Genomic DNA, 14,895 nt, shown 5'->3' on the forward strand with positions numbered 1-14,895 from the left:
TGGGTGCGACCTACAACTTCGGTCCGGTCATGCTGCACGGCGCCTATGGTCTGACCGAAGCCGACCGCGGCGGCATCGACACGGCCGACTTCAAGGATGCGATGGTGGGCGTGTCGGTGCCGGTGGGCGCGGGCAAGATCCTGGCCAGCGTGGTTCACCGCAGCGACGACATCGGCACGGCCGATGCGAACTTCTACGGTCTGGGCTACATCCACTCGGTGTCCAAGCGCACCACGCTGCACACGTCGTATGGCTACATGAAGAGCCGCGGCGCCGGTTCGCGCGGCTATACGGTTGGCAGCGCCATTGAAGTTGGCACCGGCAGCCGCGCCTTCGAAGTCGGCGTGCGTCATACATTCTGATAACGGATCAAGCTTAACGAATGCGAAAAGGACGTCTTCGGACGTCCTTTTTGTTTTTTGACGCCGTCTCGTGCATTCATGCAGCATCCGCCTATTGCACGCAATCGAACACTTCAGCGCAGCGGGAAACATCGGGTTTGCGGCAGCACCAATGCAAAAGGCCCGAAGGACGGGTCATTCCGTCCTTCGGGCCTTGGATGATCGAAACCCGAAGCAGCTCGAATCAGGTCACGGGTGCCGGGTTGAACAGCGCCAGCGAGTTGTGCAGCTTCCAGTGCTCCGCCCAGGTCTGCTTGCGGCCGCTGGCCACTTCCAGCATCAGGTGGAACAGTTCCCAGCCCACGTCCTCGATCGTCGCCTCGCCGGTGGCGATGCGGCCTGCGTTGACGTCCATCAGGTCATGCCAGCGGCGCGCGAGATCGTCGCGCGTGGCGATCTTGATCACGGGAACGGAAGCCAGGCCGTAAGGCGTGCCGCGTCCGGTGGTGAACACATGCATGTTGATGCCGGCAGCCACCTGCAGGGTGCCGCAGATGAAATCGCTGGCCGGTGTCGCGGCATAAATCAGGCCCTTCTGCCTGGCCTTCTCGCCCGGAGAAATCACGCCGGAAATCGGGCTGGAGCCCGACTTGACGATGGAGCCCATGGCTTTTTCGACGATGTTCGACAGGCCGCCCTTCTTGTTGCCCGGAGAGGTATTGGCGCTGCGGTCGACACCGCCCTTCGTCAGGTAGTTGTCGTACCACTCCATCTCGCGAATCATCGCGTTGGCGACTTCCTCGTTTACCGCGCGGGAAGTCAGCTGGTCGATGCCGTCGCGGACTTCCGTCACCTCGGAGAACATGACTGTTGCGCCGGCCCGTACCAGCAGATCGGTGGCGAAGCCGACCGCGGGGTTGGCCGTCACGCCGGAGAAAGCATCGCTGCCGCCGCACTGCACGCCGACCACGAGATCGGACGCCGGGCATTCAACCCGCTGGCGCTGGTTGAGCTTCGCGAGCTGGCGGTCGGCGACCTTGATGATCGACTGGATCATCGATTCGAAACCGACGTGCTCGGTATCCTGCAGCACCACCAGGTTGGACTCGCCTGTTTGGATCGGAATGCTCCCCGCCGGGAACAGCTTGACCGGCTGCAGCTTCTCGCAGCCGAGGCTCACGACCACCGGCTGCCCGCCGAAATTGGGATTGGTGGCGATGTTGCGCAGCGTGCGGATCGGGATTTCGGCGCCGGGCGCATCGATCGCCACGCCGCAGCCATAGGCATGTTCGATGCCGATCACATCATCGACATTCGGATACTTCGGCAGCAGCTCCTTCTTGATGCGATCGACCGCGAAATCCACCACGCCCGAGACGCACTGCACCGTGGTGCTGATAGCCAGGATATTGCGCGTGCCGACGCTGCCGTCGGCATTGCGGTAACCCATGAAGCTATAGCCGGCCAGCGGGTCCTGCTGCGGCGGCTTGCGAGTGGCGATGGGAAGGTTTTCCAGTTCGCGCGCGGGCGGCATGCGCACCAGCGATTCGTCGATCCAGCTGCCTTGCGGAATGTCGCGCACAGCGTAGCCGATGATGACGTCATAACGCAGGATGGGATCGCCTTCCTTGAAATCCTTCAAGGCAATCTTGTGGCCCTGGGGCACGCGGTCCCGCAGCGTCAGTCCGTTGGGGAATACCGTTCCGGCAGGCAGTCCGCCATCGTTGACAACGATGGCGACGTTGTCATTCTGGTTCATCAGAATATACCGAGGGGTGTCGGCGGCATTCTGCTCGCTTGTTTTCATGTCCATCACGATATCCTTTGGCCCGGCTAAGCTAGGCATGAAGTCATACAAATTGAATTTTCCGTGACATCTTACAGGTAGTTGATGTACCTTACAACTTACCTGACGAGATTATGCGGCGCTTTTCGCATTTGTCGCGCATGTGTCGGACCGAATCGACGCATCGCAGGACTGAAGTTGATAAAACGATCATTAAAACAAGGAGAAGAATGTGTCGACATCCAAAGTCGCGGTTGTAACCGGTGCAGGTTCGGGAATCGGAAAAAGCGTTGCGCTGACTCTTGCGCGCAACGGCTATGCGGTGCTGTTTGCAGGCCGCCGTCGTGATGCGCTGGAAGCTGCCGTTGCCGAACTCGGAAACGAGGATGCGCAGGCGCTTGCCGTGCCTACCGATGTGACCGATCCGGCTTCGGTCAATGCCCTGTTCTCCACAGCGAAGGAAAGGTTCGGACGCGTGGATGTCCTGTTCAACAATGCAGGCGCCTTCTCTCCGCCCGGACTGCTGGAAGACCTCGCGTACGAGGATTGGATGAATGTCGTGAATGTGAACCTGACGGGCGTCTTCCTGTGCACGCAGGCCGCGTTCCGCGTGATGAAGGACCAGTCGCCGCGCGGCGGCCGCATCATCAACAACGGTTCGATTTCCGCCTATGCGCCCCGGCCGAATTCCATTGCCTACACCGCGACCAAGCATGCGGTCACCGGTCTGACCAAGACCACCTCGCTCGACGGCAGGAAATACGACATTGCCTGCGGACAGATCGACATCGGCAATGCATTGACCGATCGCACCGGGCGCATGGAACACGGCGTGCCGCAGGCGAACGGTACCGTCATGCCCGAACCCACGATGGATGCCCAGCATGTGGCCGACGCCGTACTTTACATGGCAAACCTGCCGCTGGAGGCGAACGTGCAGTTCATGACCGTGATGGCGACCAAGATGCCGTTCGTCGGACGCGGCTGAGGGCAGGCCGCTTTCGAGGATGTGTTTGAGTTCTTGAGGATATAAGATTTCCGGTCAGCGGACGTGGCCGGCACATGCCGGCACCCTCCCGCGACTTTAATGGTACCGCTACCAAATACAAACGAATGGCGGCACCACCAGATTTTGGCCGCCAACGATCTGGCCGGAATTTTCTGGGATTCTTTGGGGATAAAAAAGCGGATTGAAACCGGCGGGAAACATCCTGCCGGCTTGTGGAATCCGCCAATGCTCAGGCGCTGTCGCGTTCGATGATGGAAAAACCGATGTCGTGAACCGGTTCATCGACAGTGCGGCCGTTGGCGCGCTCGATGATGAACTGGGCTGCTTTCCTGCCTATGCCGGTGCCGTCAATCCTGACCGTGGTCAGCGCGGGATGCAGGTCGCGCGCATAAGTAAAATCGCCGAAGCCGATGACGGCAAGCTGCTGCGGCACCTTGATGCCGCTGGCCTGCGCTTCGGTGAGCACGCCCAGCGCCAGGACGTCGGAACTGCAGAACACCGCATCGGTATCCGGATGGCGTTCCAGCAGTTCGCGCAGCGCGGTTCGCCCGCTGCCTAGCGTCGTCGGCGCCGTCACGACTGCGCGGGGAGCAGCTTCCTGCTCTTCTGTGCAGATGCCGAGCTTGCGGGCCGTATCGGAAAATGCGCGATGGCGGCGCACTGCCCGCTCATCGTTGCCATGAATGGAGCCGACACGCCGGCGCCCCTTGCCCTTGAGGAATTCAGCAACGGCTGCGCCGATCTTTTCGTGGGAAAAGCCGACCAGCATGTCGATGGGTGTCGGCGTCAGATCCCACGTCTCGACTACCGGAATGCCGCTGGCCAGCAACCGGCGCCTGCCTTCCGCGGAACGCATGATGCCGGTGAGCACGACGCCGTCAGGGCGGCGTCCGATGATGGTTTCCAGCAGCGCATCCTCGCGTGAATTCTGGTAGCCGCTCTGCCCCAGCATCAGCTGATAACCCTGCTCGGCGAGAGCTTCGGTCAGGGACTGCACGGTTTCCTGAAAAACCGGTCCGGCGATGGTTGGCACCACGGCAGCAACCAGCCGGCTCTTGCTTGAGGCCAGGCCGCCTGCCAGCATGTTGGGCACATAACCGGTGCGCTCCACCGCTTCTCGCACCTTGCGCAGCACCTCCGCCGAAACGGCGTCCGGCGTATTGAGCGCACGCGAAGCGGTGATGGGCGCAACGCCGGCCAGCTTGGCCACATCGCGCAAGGTGATGCCGCCGGCACCGCGGCGTCCACGACGCTCGCGGCGCTCCGCTTTTTCGGCAGAAGGAGGTATGCTTGTCATGGAGGCGATTATACCCAAGCAGTTAATGGTAGCGCTATCATAAATTGCTTGCTTCGATCAGTTTAGTCTGAAATGTGAAGCGACCAAGTCGCCATATTGCCCTACCCGTCGGCTTCCGCAAACATCCATATTCGCGTCCGGCTTCTCCGTGCTCTCGTCCCGGCACCGCCTGCGAGGTCAATCCGCCCGACTACTGTTCAATTCCATGAACGGTGAAATCGGCAGGCATGCGTTTATTGAAACCCCGTTGTTCCATATGATCTGCCCTTCCTGAAGCGCCCCAAAACAGATGCGGTCATGTACCGCGCTTGGCTCCCTGTGTCCCTGTCGCTTCCAACGCAGCTTCACGTGTTTGCAGCAACCGCTTTCCGGCGTCGTCCGACGTTTCAGCCAATATTCATCGGCCAGGCATCGCGGTGTCGCGCGACATCCGCGCGCGACACCGCATCGGCTTTTGACACTCAACATTCATACATTGGAGCATCTGATGTTCTTTCCGATTTTTCTTTTGTCCGGCGCCGGATTCACCGTCCTCACGACGGAGTTCCTGATCGTCGGCCTGCTGCCGGGCCTGGCGCGGGATCTGGGCATCACCGTGTCTCAGGCAGGACTGCTGGTCACGCTGTTCGCCTTCACCGTCGCCGCGGCCGGCCCATTGCTGACCATGGCAATGAACAGGACCCGCCGCAAGACCATCTTCGTCGGCACGCTCGTCCTGCTCGGCCTGGCCAACCTGCTCGCCGCGTTCGCGCCGAATGTCGGTGTCATGGCTGTTGCAAGGTTTATCCCGGCACTGGCCCTGCCCGTCTACTGGTCGCTCGCGAGCGCGACCGCTGTCGATATCGTCGGCCCGGAAAAAGCGGGCAAGGCGATTTCGGTCATCACCTTCGGCGTCATCTGCGCCACGGTATTCGGGATACCCATCGGCACGCTGATCGCCGACACCTATGGCTGGCGCATCGCGTTCGGCACGGTATCAGCGGTGGCCTTCGTCAAGGCGCTGATGCTGTATTTCTATTTCCCGCAAATGGCAGCCGGAACCGACGGCACCTCATTCAAGAGCCAGCTGACGATCTTGCGCGACCCGGTGATGCTCGGCCACGTGCTGCTGTCGGTCCTGGTATTCACCGGCATGTTCACCGCCTATACCTATCTGGCGGACATATTGGGAAGGCTTGCCGGCTTCAACGGCCAACTGGTCGGATGGACTCTCATGGCCTTCGGCGTCGTCGGACTGCTCGGGAATCACCTCGGCAGCCGCATCGTGGACAAGTCGCCGCTGCAGGCTTCCCTCATTTTCTGCGGATTGATCGCCGCCGCCATGCTGGCGCTTGGATTGAGCATCCGCACCCATGCGGCACTGGCCGCGGTGCTGGGCGTATGGGGCTTGTCGCAGGCGGCGCTGTTCATGGTCAGCCATGTGCGGGTGATGAAGGCAGCTCCGCAGGCTGCAGCATTCGCCGCCTCGCTCAATATTTCGGGCGCCAATCTGGGCATCGGCCTGGGAGCGATGTTGGGAGGGTCGGTGATTGACCATTTCGGCATTGCCAACCTGGGCTACGCAGGCGCGGGCGTCATGCTCTTGTCCCTGGTGCTTACCTTCATCCTGCTGGGCAGCAGGCAGCCCCGACAGGCGCTTTGCGTGAACTAACCGGCGCAAGCGCGGCCGATATCAGGAACTAAAACTAGAGGATGAACGACAAGTAAGGTTTCCGCATTCCGCCGCCTCGGCAGCGGAATGCGGGGTAAGGCCCAATGGCAAGGCCTGTCAGCCGCTTAATCGCGGATTTCCAGCGCCCGGTTCAGGCTGAGCGCGGCAAGCGAGCATACCGCGCCGGACAGGAGATAGATGCTGACGTAGGCCAAGCCGAAATGCGCCGACAATCCCAGCGCCACCAGCGGGGCAAAACCGGCACCGACCAGCCATGCGAGATCCGATGTCAGCGCCGCGCCGGTATAGCGATACTTCGCAGGGAAGTTCGCAGTGACGGCGCCCGCAGCCTGACCGTAGGACAGGCCCAGCAGAATGAAGCCCAGGATCAGGAAGATGTTCTGGCCGAGCTCGCCGCCGTTCATCAGCATGGGAACGAAACCGCTGAACACCGCAATCAGGCAGGCCAGCGTGCCGAGCGTGGTACGCCGGCCGACGCGATCCGCTACCAGGCCGGAAATCACCACGCCGACTGCCGCCAGGGCTGCACCGATCATCTGCATCACCAGGAATTCGCTGATGGACCGCAGGGAATACAAGCTGATCCAGGACAGCGGGAATACGGTGACCAGGTGGAACAGCGCATAGCTGGCCAGCGCAGCCAATGCGCCGATCAGGAGATTGCGGCCCTGCGTGCGGGTCATCTCCACCACATTGGTCGGCTCGAGCTCGCGTTCGTCCAGGAGCCGCGAATATTCCGCTGTCGACACCAGACGCAGGCGTGCAAACAATGCAACGACGTTGATCGCGAACGCAACGAAGAAAGGATAACGCCAGCCCCAAGACAGGAAGTCCTCGGCCGACAGCGCATACGTCAGATAGGAGAAGAGGCCGCCTGCGACGATGAACCCGACCGGCGCTCCCAGCTGGCCGAGCATCGCATACCAGCCCCGGCGATGCTGCGGCGCGCTCAGGGCCAGCAGCGAAGGCAGCCCGTCCCAGGATCCGCCCAGAGCGACGCCCTGGCCGATGCGCAGCAGCGACAATAGAATGATCGAAGCTACGCCGAGGCTCTCGTAGGTCGGAAGGAAGGCGATGCCTGCCGTCGATGCGCCCAACAGCAGCAGGGCCAGCATCAGCTTGAGTTCCCGGCTGAAACGTTTCTGGATCGCCATGAAGGCAATCGTGCCGAAGGGACGCGCCAGGAAGGCGAATGCAAAGATGACAAAGGAGTACAGCGTTCCCTGCAGCGCATCCTTGAACGGGAAGAATACGGATGGAAACACCAGCACGGATGCCATCGCGTAGACAAAGAAGTCGAAATATTCGGAGGCGCGGCCGATCACCACGCCGATGGCTATCTCGCCCGGAGCGATATGACCGTCTCTTGCGTTGATGTGCCGTGCGCTGTTGCTGTTGCTGCTGCTTGAGCTCGGAAGAGCGCCGTTGGTAGGGAAGGCATAAGAAGTCGTAGTTGCCATAGATATCGTCTCTCTTCTCTTTACTAGCTGAATTACTGCTTGATTCCGTCTTCGCGGGATGCATATTCAGATACGGAAACAACAGTAGGACAAAATGTCCAATCGTAAATTCCGCCCTGCCAAAGTAGAGTAGCACACCTTTGATCCTTGTTATTGACTTTCCTAGATGCATCTGATAACTGCACGCCGACTACTGCTTCTTCTGCCTATGGTGTTGCTCGCCGGCTGCGACACCGTGGTGATGAATCCTTCGGGTGACATTGCCGCACAGCAGGGCAGACTGATCTTCATTTCCACCATGCTGATGTTGCTGATCATCGTTCCGGTGATCGTGCTCACCATTCTCTTTGCATGGCGTTATCGCAAGAGCAACACCTCTGCGAAATACGAACCGGATTGGGACCATTCCACCAAGCTCGAACTGGTGATCTGGGGCGCTCCCCTGCTCATCATCATCGCGCTCGGCCTGCTGACCTGGATCAGCACTCACCTGCTTGACCCGTACCGCCCGCTGCAGCGTATCGATGCGGAGCGTCCGGTTCCTGCCGGCATGAAGCACCTCGACGTGCAGGTTGTCGCGCTCGACTGGAAATGGCTGTTCATCTATCCGGAACAGGGCATCGCTACCGTCAATGAACTGGTGACGCCGGTCGACGTGCCGATCCGCTTCAAGATCACTTCGTCCACCGTGATGAACTCGTTTTACATCCCGGCACTGGCAGGCCAGATCTATGCAATGCCGGGCATGGCCACCACGCTGCATGCGGTGATCAACAAGCCGGGCGAATACGAAGGCTTCTCCGCCAACTACAGCGGTGCCGGCTTCTCGCACATGCGCTTCAAGTATCACGGCGTCAGCAATACCGATTTCGACAGCTGGGTGCAGAAGACCAAGGCCGGCGGCGGCGCTCTCAAGCGCACCGAATACCTCGAACTGGAAAAGCCCAGCGAGCGCGATCCGGTCCGCCGCTACGGCGCAGTCGATGCCGACCTGTACGATGCCATCGTCAATCGCTGCGTCGCGCCCAACACGGTCTGCATGAAGGACCAGATGGCTGCCGACGCCGAGCGCATCCGGACGGCCGGCAAGCGCAAGGAATTCAACGAAGAAACTACCGCACAGCCTGTTGCCCATACCGACGCCCACGGCGGCGGCGCATCCGGCTCGCATGCACATCATAAAGAGTAACAATGATGCAAGACCAACTTGACCTGACGAAGCTGATCTTTGGCCGCCTAGGCTGGGAATCGATTCCTCTGCACGAACCCATTCTGATTGTCACTTTCCTCATGGTGGCGATCGGCGGTGTCGCCGTTCTCGGCGCCGTCACCAAGATGGGCTGGTGGGGCCCCTTGTGGCGCGACTGGATCACCAGCATCGACCACAAGAAGATCGGCATCATGTACATGATCCTGGGCCTGGTGATGCTGCTGCGCGGCTTCGCCGACGCGCTGATGATGCGCGCCCAGCAAGCGATCGCCTTCGGCGACAATGCCGGTTTCCTGCCGCCGCATCACTACGACCAGATTTTCACCGCCCACGGCGTGATCATGATCTTCTTCGTCGCGATGCCGCTGGTGACGGGCCTGATGAACTATGTCGTGCCGCTGCAGATCGGCGCGCGCGACGTGGCCTTCCCCTTCCTGAACAACTTCAGCTTCTGGATGACCACCGTCGGTGCGGCGCTGATCATGGTGTCGCTGTTCATCGGTGAATTCGCCACGACCGGCTGGCTGGCCTATCCGCCGCTGTCCGGCATCCTGGCGAGTCCGAGCGTCGGCGTGGATTACTACATCTGGGCCTTGCAGATAGCGGGGGTCGGCACGCTGCTGTCGGGCGTCAACCTGATCGTCACCATCATCAAGATGCGCGCTCCCGGCATGACCATGATGAAGATGCCGGTGTTCACCTGGACCTCGCTCTGCACCAACGTGCTGATCGTCGCCTCCTTCCCGGTGCTGACGGCCGTACTCGCCATGCTGTCCCTGGACCGCATGATCGGCACCAACTTCTTCACCAATGATCTCGGCGGCAACTCGATGTTGTACGTCAACCTGATCTGGATCTGGGGTCATCCGGAGGTGTACATCCTGATCCTCCCGCTGTTCGGCGTGTTCTCCGAAGTGGTGTCCACGTTCTCCAGCAAGCGCCTGTTCGGCTATACCTCGATGGTGTATGCGACCGTCGTGATCACCATCCTGTCGTACCTGGTGTGGCTGCACCACTTCTTCACCATGGGTTCGGGGGCGAGCGTCAATTCGTTCTTCGGCATCACGACGATGATCATCTCAATCCCGACCGGCGCGAAGATCTTCAACTGGCTGTTCACCATGTACCGCGGCCGCATCCGCTTCGAACTGCCGATGATGTGGACGGTTGCCTTCATGATCACCTTCGTGATCGGCGGCATGACCGGCGTGCTGCTCGCAGTACCGCCTGCCGACTTCGTACTGCACAACAGCCTGTTCCTGATCGCGCACTTCCATAACGTGATCATCGGCGGCGTGCTGTTCGGCCTGTTTGCCGGCATCAACTACTGGTTCCCGAAAGCATTCGGCTACAAGCTCGACACGTTCTGGGGCAAGGTATCGTTCTGGAACTGGGTGATCGGCTTCTACCTCGCCTTCATGCCGCTGTACGTGCTCGGCCTGATGGGCGTCACCCGCCGCATGAGCCACTTCGCGGATCCGTCGCTGCAGATCTGGTTCCAGATCGCCGCGCTGGGCGCAGTACTGATCGCCTTCGGCATTGCCGCCATGCTGATGCAGTTCTATGTCAGCTTCCGCCGCCGCCATGCGCTGCGCGACGTGACGGGCGACCCGTGGGACGGCCGTACCCTGGAATGGGCAACGTCGTCGCCGCCGCCTGATTACAACTTTGCGTTCACGCCGCAGGTCTATGACAACGACACTTGGGCCGACATGAAGAAAGAGCGCTACGAGCGTCCGCTGCAAGGCTTCACGGCGATCCACATGCCGAAGAACACGGCTGCCGGCTTCATCATCGCGGCACTGAGCGGCGTCATCGGTTTCGCCCTGATCTGGCACATGTGGCTGCTGGCCGGCGTCGGCTTCGTTGCACTGCTGGCCACTATCATCATTCACACCTTTAACTACAAACGCGATTACTACATCCCGGCGGCGGAAGTCGTCCGCACCGAGGCTGCTCGCACCCGCTTGTTGGAAAGCCATGTCTGATATCACTGCAAATTCCGTCGATGCACTGAACACGGATCCGAGCGCACGCTACTACGTGCGCGAGCATCACCCGCAAAACGGCACGCTGCTGGGTTTCTGGATCTACCTGATGAGCGACTGCCTCATCTTTGCCTGCCTGTTCGCCGCCTATGCGGTGCTGGGACGCAATTATGCGGGCGGTCCTTCGGGCGCCGAATTGTTCGACCTGCCGCTGGTGGCCATGAATACAGCACTGCTGCTGCTGTCTTCCATCACCTACGGCTTTGCGATGCTGGAATCGGTGCGCAAGCGTCTTCGTCCGACCATGGCATGGCTGGCCATCACCGGCCTGCTCGGCGCCGGCTTTCTGGCGCTGGAACTCTACGAGTTCAGCCACCTGATCCATGAAGGCGCCGGTCCGCAGCGCAGCGCGTTCCTGACCTCGTTCTTCGCGCTCGTGGGAACGCACGGCCTGCACGTTGCCTTCGGTATCGTCTGGCTCATTACGCTGATGTTCCAGCTGAATCGCCATGGCCTGATTCCGGAGAACAACCGCCGCCTGATGTGCCTGTCGATGTTCTGGCACTTCCTCGACGTTATCTGGATCGGTGTCTTTACCTTTGTTTATCTGATGGGAGTCTTGCCATGAGCGAGCATCACATGACAACCGCGCATGCCGACGATCACGGCCATCATGATCACCATGAGCATGACGACCACGCGAACCACGGCAGCCTGAAAAGCTATACCATCGGCTTCATCCTGTCGGTCATTCTCACCGCCATTCCGTTCTGGATGGTCATGGGCAATGTCTTCGAAAGTTCGAGCACGACCGCCATGGTCATTCTCGGTTTCGCCGCCGTCCAGATCGTCGTGCACATGATTTATTTCCTGCACATGAATACCAAGGCGGAGGGAGGCTGGTCGATGCTGGCATTGATCTTCACCATCGTTATCGTGGTGATTACACTTGCCGGCTCGTTATGGGTCATGTATCACCTGAACCACAACATGATGCCGGGCATGATGCATGACGGCACGCACTCGACGCACAAGATGCCATGAACCCCGGTTCCGAACGCGAGCAAGATCCCGTCTTGAAAAAGACCGGGAGGCGCTCGCGTTCGTTTGGCCTCAACCTGGCACTGGCGATCTGCGCACTACTGGCGTTCGTCGCCTTGCTGGGCCTCGGCACCTGGCAGCTTTACCGCCTGCAGTGGAAGCAGGCACTCATCGAGCGCGTCGAGCAGCGGGTGCATGCCTCCCCTGCCGACGCTCCAGGCCCTGAGCGCTGGCCGCAAGTCACGGCGGAAAACGACGAATACCGGCATGTCCGGATCCGCGGCACCTTCCTTCATCAATTCACCACCAAGGTTCAAGCTCTCACCGAGCTGGGCAGCGGCTACTGGCTGCTGACTCCGCTACGCGATGCCAAAGGCGACATTGTCTTCATCAATCGCGGCTTTGCTGCCGAGGGGCTCGCCGACAAGATCATTCAGCACGACGCTGCAAACAACGGTGACTGTCGCAACCACGATGCAGTTTCCTGCGAACAAATCACCGTGACGGGCCTGCTGCGCATTTCCGAGCCCGGTGGCGGATTCCTGCGAAAGAATTCTCCACCTACCGGCAAATGGTACTCGCGCGACATACAAGCCATTGCTGCCGCGCATGGTTTATCCAAGGTCGCGCCTTACTTCATCGACGCCGGCAAGGCGGATACCTCCCCTCCCTCAGCCGAGTCCGCTCTCCGCCCCGTCGGCGGCTTGACGGTCATTTCCTTTCACAACAATCATTTGGTCTACGCGCTTACTTGGTATGCTCTTGCCTTGATGATAGCCGGCGGCTTCGTGTGGGTCGTGCGAGAGGAGCGCAAGCCGCGTCGCGGCGGCACAGGCTAGCCTGTCAACTGGACAATCGGAATGGAAACCAAGCCTGACAACTTAACAACGCAAGAAGGGTTCAAGGAACGGTGGGTTTCCGCCACCGTCGAGAATGCAGCCGGCCATACCAACATGCTGCAGCTCATCCACCTGCGCTGGCTGGCCGTCGTCGGGCAAGTGACCACCATTTCGGTGGTGTCTCTCGGATATGGAATTCACCTGCCGCTTCCGCAGATGGTGGCCGTTCTGGCTTGCCTTATTGCATTCAACATCGGCAGCCATCTTCGCTGGCATGAACAGCGGGTTGTCACCAACAGCGAGCTGTTCTTTGCGCTTCTGGTCGACGTGGCGAGTTTGACCGCCCAGCTTTACTTCAGTGGCGGTGCAAGCAATCCGTTTGCGTTTCTCTATCTTCTGCAGGTCATTCTTTGCGCCGTTCTTCTTGAAACCTGGACGACATGGATCTTCGTCATCATCACCTGTAACTGCCTCGCGGGGCTGGCCGTACTGTCCAAGCCGCTGGATCTGCCGGCCGGACACGAAGGCTTCTTCAGTCTCTACGTCCAGGGCATGCTGCTCTGCTTTACCCTCAACGCGGTATTGCTCGTGTTTTTCATCACCAGGATCAATCAGAACGTGCGCGAAGCCGATGCGCAGCTTGCCAGTCTTCGGCAGCGTGCTGTTGAAGAGGAGCATATCGTTCGGATGGGATTGCTGGCTTCGGGCGCGGCCCATGAACTTGGTACGCCGCTCGCCACAATGTCGGTTATTTTGGGTGACTGGAAGCACATGCCTCAGTTCGCACGTAACGCAGACCTGCTGGAAGAGATCGGTGAAATGCAGGCGCAGCTTCAGCGCTGCAAGAAGATAGTCAGCGGAATTCTGCTATCGGCAGGGGAAGCCCGCGGAGAGTCTTCTGCAAAAACAACGATCAATACCTTCCTGAACGACGTGGCGAAAGAATGGCAGTCAAGCCGTCCTGTCGTCTCCTTTGTTTACAAGAACCGTATCGAACGGGACTTGCCTGTTGTTTTCGATTCGACGCTCAAGCAGATGATCTTCAATGTGCTCGACAATGCGGCCGATGCATCTCCGCACTGGGTCAGCTTCGAAGCAGCGCATGACGGCAAGACCCTGCAGCTGACAATCAGAGATGCCGGAGCCGGTTTTCCTCCGGCGATGCTGGCCCATCTGGGCAAGCCATATCAGTCAAGCAAGGGGCACCCGGGCGGAGGCATGGGTCTGTTCCTTGTAGTTAACGTTGCTCGCACGCTGGGCGGCACCGTAAGCGCCCAGAATCTTCCTGAAGGCGGCGCCGTTGTTTCATTGACGCTGCCGCTCGCCTCGATCATTTACGAAGAGGGCAAAGCACATGTCATCTGATCGCCTGCTGTTGATTGTTGAAGATGACGCAGCCTTTGCACGTACGCTCGGGCGTTCCTTCGAGCGCCGCCAGTACCAGGTTGTGCATGCCTCGCATCGCGACGAAGTGGAAGCGATACTGCAGCAGCATTCCCCGACGCATGCCGTCGTCGACCTCAAGCTGGAAGCCAATTCCTCGGGCTTGGCGTGCGTGCAACTGCTTCACCAGCACAATCCGAACATGCTGATTGTCGTGCTGACGGGATTTGCAAGCATCAACACTGCGGTCGAAGCCATCAAGCTGGGCGCTTGCCAATATCTGGCGAAGCCATCGAACACCGACGATATCGAAGCAGCGTTCGGGCACATAGCCGGCGCGGCAGAGGTTGAACTGACAAACCGTTCTACGTCGATCAAGACCTTGGAATGGGAACGCATTCACGAAGTGCTGGCAGAAACCGACTTCAACATCTCCGAAGCAGCACGCCGGCTGGGCATGCATCGGCGCACGCTGGCAAGAAAACTGGAAAAGCAGCGGGTAAAGTAAGTGGTCGATCAGTGCGCCGAAGTGTCGCGGATGAAGTAATGAGGATAAAAGCCTGCTTTATGCAGGCTTTTTTGTCTGCATATGAGAATTGATTCTCGCATTACGCGGTAGGCGAACGCGTTCGAATGAAGGGTCACGCGCCGGGATAGGCACTTGAAGTAATAATTGGAATGAAGACGGAATAACGTGCGTTGAAGGCGAGTCTTCTCTGCCGAAGCGATATCTTTCCAGACTCCGAGACCATCGGCATAGCCGAGGTGCGGTGTGCAGTATCCGTTATTCGTTATGCGCTATTGGTTACTGAGGACCACCTGCCAGTGCTGCTTCTCTTCGGACACGGCCGCGCAATTCCGTCCGCGCA

Annotated in this window: 13 protein-coding genes; 10 read left to right on the plus strand and 3 right to left on the minus strand. The window is 59.7% G+C overall.

Going from position 1 to position 14,895, the window contains the following annotated elements; genetic code table 11:
- The coding region (locus IGW03_RS35295) for a porin (RefSeq protein ID WP_194727072.1) at positions 1-362 on the plus strand (362 nt) is incomplete at its 5' end.
- A gap of 223 nt (positions 363-585) precedes the next feature.
- Here IGW03_RS35295 and garD read toward each other — a convergent pair.
- Entirely contained in the window at positions 586-2,148 is a 1,563-nt protein-coding gene (gene garD, locus IGW03_RS35300; RefSeq protein WP_438943696.1) for a galactarate dehydratase, read from the minus strand.
- Between the two features lie 211 nt (positions 2,149-2,359).
- On the opposite strand from garD, the gene IGW03_RS35305 reads away from it, so the two are divergent.
- Entirely contained in the window at positions 2,360-3,115 is a 756-nt protein-coding gene (locus tag IGW03_RS35305) for an SDR family oxidoreductase (protein ID WP_194727074.1), read from the plus strand.
- Positions 3,116-3,365: 250 nt separating this feature from the next.
- Here IGW03_RS35305 and IGW03_RS35310 read toward each other — a convergent pair whose 3' ends face one another.
- Positions 3,366-4,433 (minus strand): LacI family DNA-binding transcriptional regulator, encoded by a 1,068-nt coding sequence (locus tag IGW03_RS35310; RefSeq protein WP_194727075.1) that lies wholly within the window; start codon positions 4,431-4,433, stop codon positions 3,366-3,368.
- Positions 4,434-4,920: 487 nt separating this feature from the next.
- Between IGW03_RS35310 and IGW03_RS35315 the strand changes: the two genes are divergently transcribed.
- Positions 4,921-6,084, plus strand: coding sequence for an MFS transporter (locus IGW03_RS35315; protein WP_194727076.1), 1,164 nt, complete (start codon positions 4,921-4,923; stop codon positions 6,082-6,084).
- 125 nt (positions 6,085-6,209) lie between these two features.
- On the opposite strand, the gene IGW03_RS35320 is transcribed toward IGW03_RS35315, so the two are convergent.
- The gene (locus tag IGW03_RS35320) at positions 6,210-7,565 is read right to left on the minus strand and encodes an MFS transporter (RefSeq protein ID WP_194727077.1); all 1,356 of its coding nucleotides are present in this window, start codon (positions 7,563-7,565) and stop codon (positions 6,210-6,212) included.
- 166 nt (positions 7,566-7,731) lie between these two features.
- Between IGW03_RS35320 and cyoA the strand changes: the two genes are divergently transcribed.
- The 7 genes from cyoA to IGW03_RS35355 are packed head-to-tail and all read left to right on the plus strand — an operon-like array spanning position 7,732 to position 14,534.
- Positions 7,732-8,754, plus strand: coding sequence for a ubiquinol oxidase subunit II (gene cyoA, locus IGW03_RS35325; protein ID WP_194727078.1), 1,023 nt, complete (start codon positions 7,732-7,734; stop codon positions 8,752-8,754).
- A gap of 5 nt (positions 8,755-8,759) precedes the next feature.
- On the plus strand, positions 8,760-10,763 hold the full coding sequence (cyoB, locus tag IGW03_RS35330) for a cytochrome o ubiquinol oxidase subunit I (protein ID WP_194727084.1): 2,004 nt from the start codon (positions 8,760-8,762) through the stop codon (positions 10,761-10,763).
- The gene (gene cyoC, locus IGW03_RS35335) at positions 10,756-11,391 is read left to right on the plus strand and encodes a cytochrome o ubiquinol oxidase subunit III (RefSeq protein WP_194727079.1); all 636 of its coding nucleotides are present in this window, start codon (positions 10,756-10,758) and stop codon (positions 11,389-11,391) included. Before cyoB ends, cyoC begins: the two co-directional genes overlap by 8 nt.
- Positions 11,388-11,807, plus strand: a complete 420-nt coding sequence (gene cyoD, locus IGW03_RS35340) for a cytochrome o ubiquinol oxidase subunit IV (RefSeq protein WP_194727080.1) — start codon at positions 11,388-11,390, stop codon at positions 11,805-11,807. The genes cyoC and cyoD overlap by 4 nt, the downstream gene beginning before the upstream one ends.
- Positions 11,804-12,643 carry an SURF1 family protein gene (locus IGW03_RS35345; RefSeq protein ID WP_194727081.1) on the plus strand — a complete coding sequence of 280 codons (840 nt, stop codon included), beginning with the start codon at positions 11,804-11,806 and terminating at the stop codon, positions 12,641-12,643. The genes cyoD and IGW03_RS35345 overlap by 4 nt, the downstream gene beginning before the upstream one ends.
- Before the next feature lie 21 nt (positions 12,644-12,664).
- Positions 12,665-14,008 carry an ATP-binding protein gene (locus IGW03_RS35350; RefSeq protein ID WP_194727082.1) on the plus strand — a complete coding sequence of 448 codons (1,344 nt, stop codon included), beginning with the start codon at positions 12,665-12,667 and terminating at the stop codon, positions 14,006-14,008.
- A complete protein-coding gene (locus tag IGW03_RS35355; RefSeq protein WP_194727083.1) occupies positions 13,998-14,534 on the plus strand; it encodes a response regulator transcription factor in 537 nt (178 codons plus the stop codon). The genes IGW03_RS35350 and IGW03_RS35355 overlap by 11 nt, the downstream gene beginning before the upstream one ends.
- The last annotated feature ends 361 nt before the right edge of the window (positions 14,535-14,895 follow it).

This window comes from Noviherbaspirillum malthae, assembly GCF_015352985.1.
GTDB lineage: Bacteria > Pseudomonadota > Gammaproteobacteria > Burkholderiales > Burkholderiaceae_D > Noviherbaspirillum > Noviherbaspirillum malthae.

What these genes read in the sequence shown, in the direction of transcription:
- garD (WP_438943696.1), bottom strand. Translation starts at nt 2,148, where the DNA reads ATGAAAACAAGCGAGCAGAATGCCGCCGACACCCCTCGGTATATTCTG.
- IGW03_RS35310 (WP_194727075.1), bottom strand. Translation starts at nt 4,433, where the DNA reads ATGACAAGCATACCTCCTTCTGCCGAAAAAGCGGAGCGCCGCGAGCGT.
- IGW03_RS35315 (WP_194727076.1), top strand. Translation starts at nt 4,921, where the DNA reads ATGTTCTTTCCGATTTTTCTTTTGTCCGGCGCCGGATTCACCGTCCTC.
- IGW03_RS35320 (WP_194727077.1), bottom strand. Translation starts at nt 7,565, where the DNA reads ATGGCAACTACGACTTCTTATGCCTTCCCTACCAACGGCGCTCTTCCG.
- cyoA (WP_194727078.1), top strand. Translation starts at nt 7,732, where the DNA reads ATGCATCTGATAACTGCACGCCGACTACTGCTTCTTCTGCCTATGGTG.
- cyoB (WP_194727084.1), top strand. Translation starts at nt 8,760, where the DNA reads ATGCAAGACCAACTTGACCTGACGAAGCTGATCTTTGGCCGCCTAGGC.
- cyoC (WP_194727079.1), top strand. Translation starts at nt 10,756, where the DNA reads ATGTCTGATATCACTGCAAATTCCGTCGATGCACTGAACACGGATCCG.
- cyoD (WP_194727080.1), top strand. Translation starts at nt 11,388, where the DNA reads ATGAGCGAGCATCACATGACAACCGCGCATGCCGACGATCACGGCCAT.
- IGW03_RS35345 (WP_194727081.1), top strand. Translation starts at nt 11,804, where the DNA reads ATGAACCCCGGTTCCGAACGCGAGCAAGATCCCGTCTTGAAAAAGACC.
- IGW03_RS35350 (WP_194727082.1), top strand. Translation starts at nt 12,665, where the DNA reads ATGGAAACCAAGCCTGACAACTTAACAACGCAAGAAGGGTTCAAGGAA.
- IGW03_RS35355 (WP_194727083.1), top strand. Translation starts at nt 13,998, where the DNA reads ATGTCATCTGATCGCCTGCTGTTGATTGTTGAAGATGACGCAGCCTTT.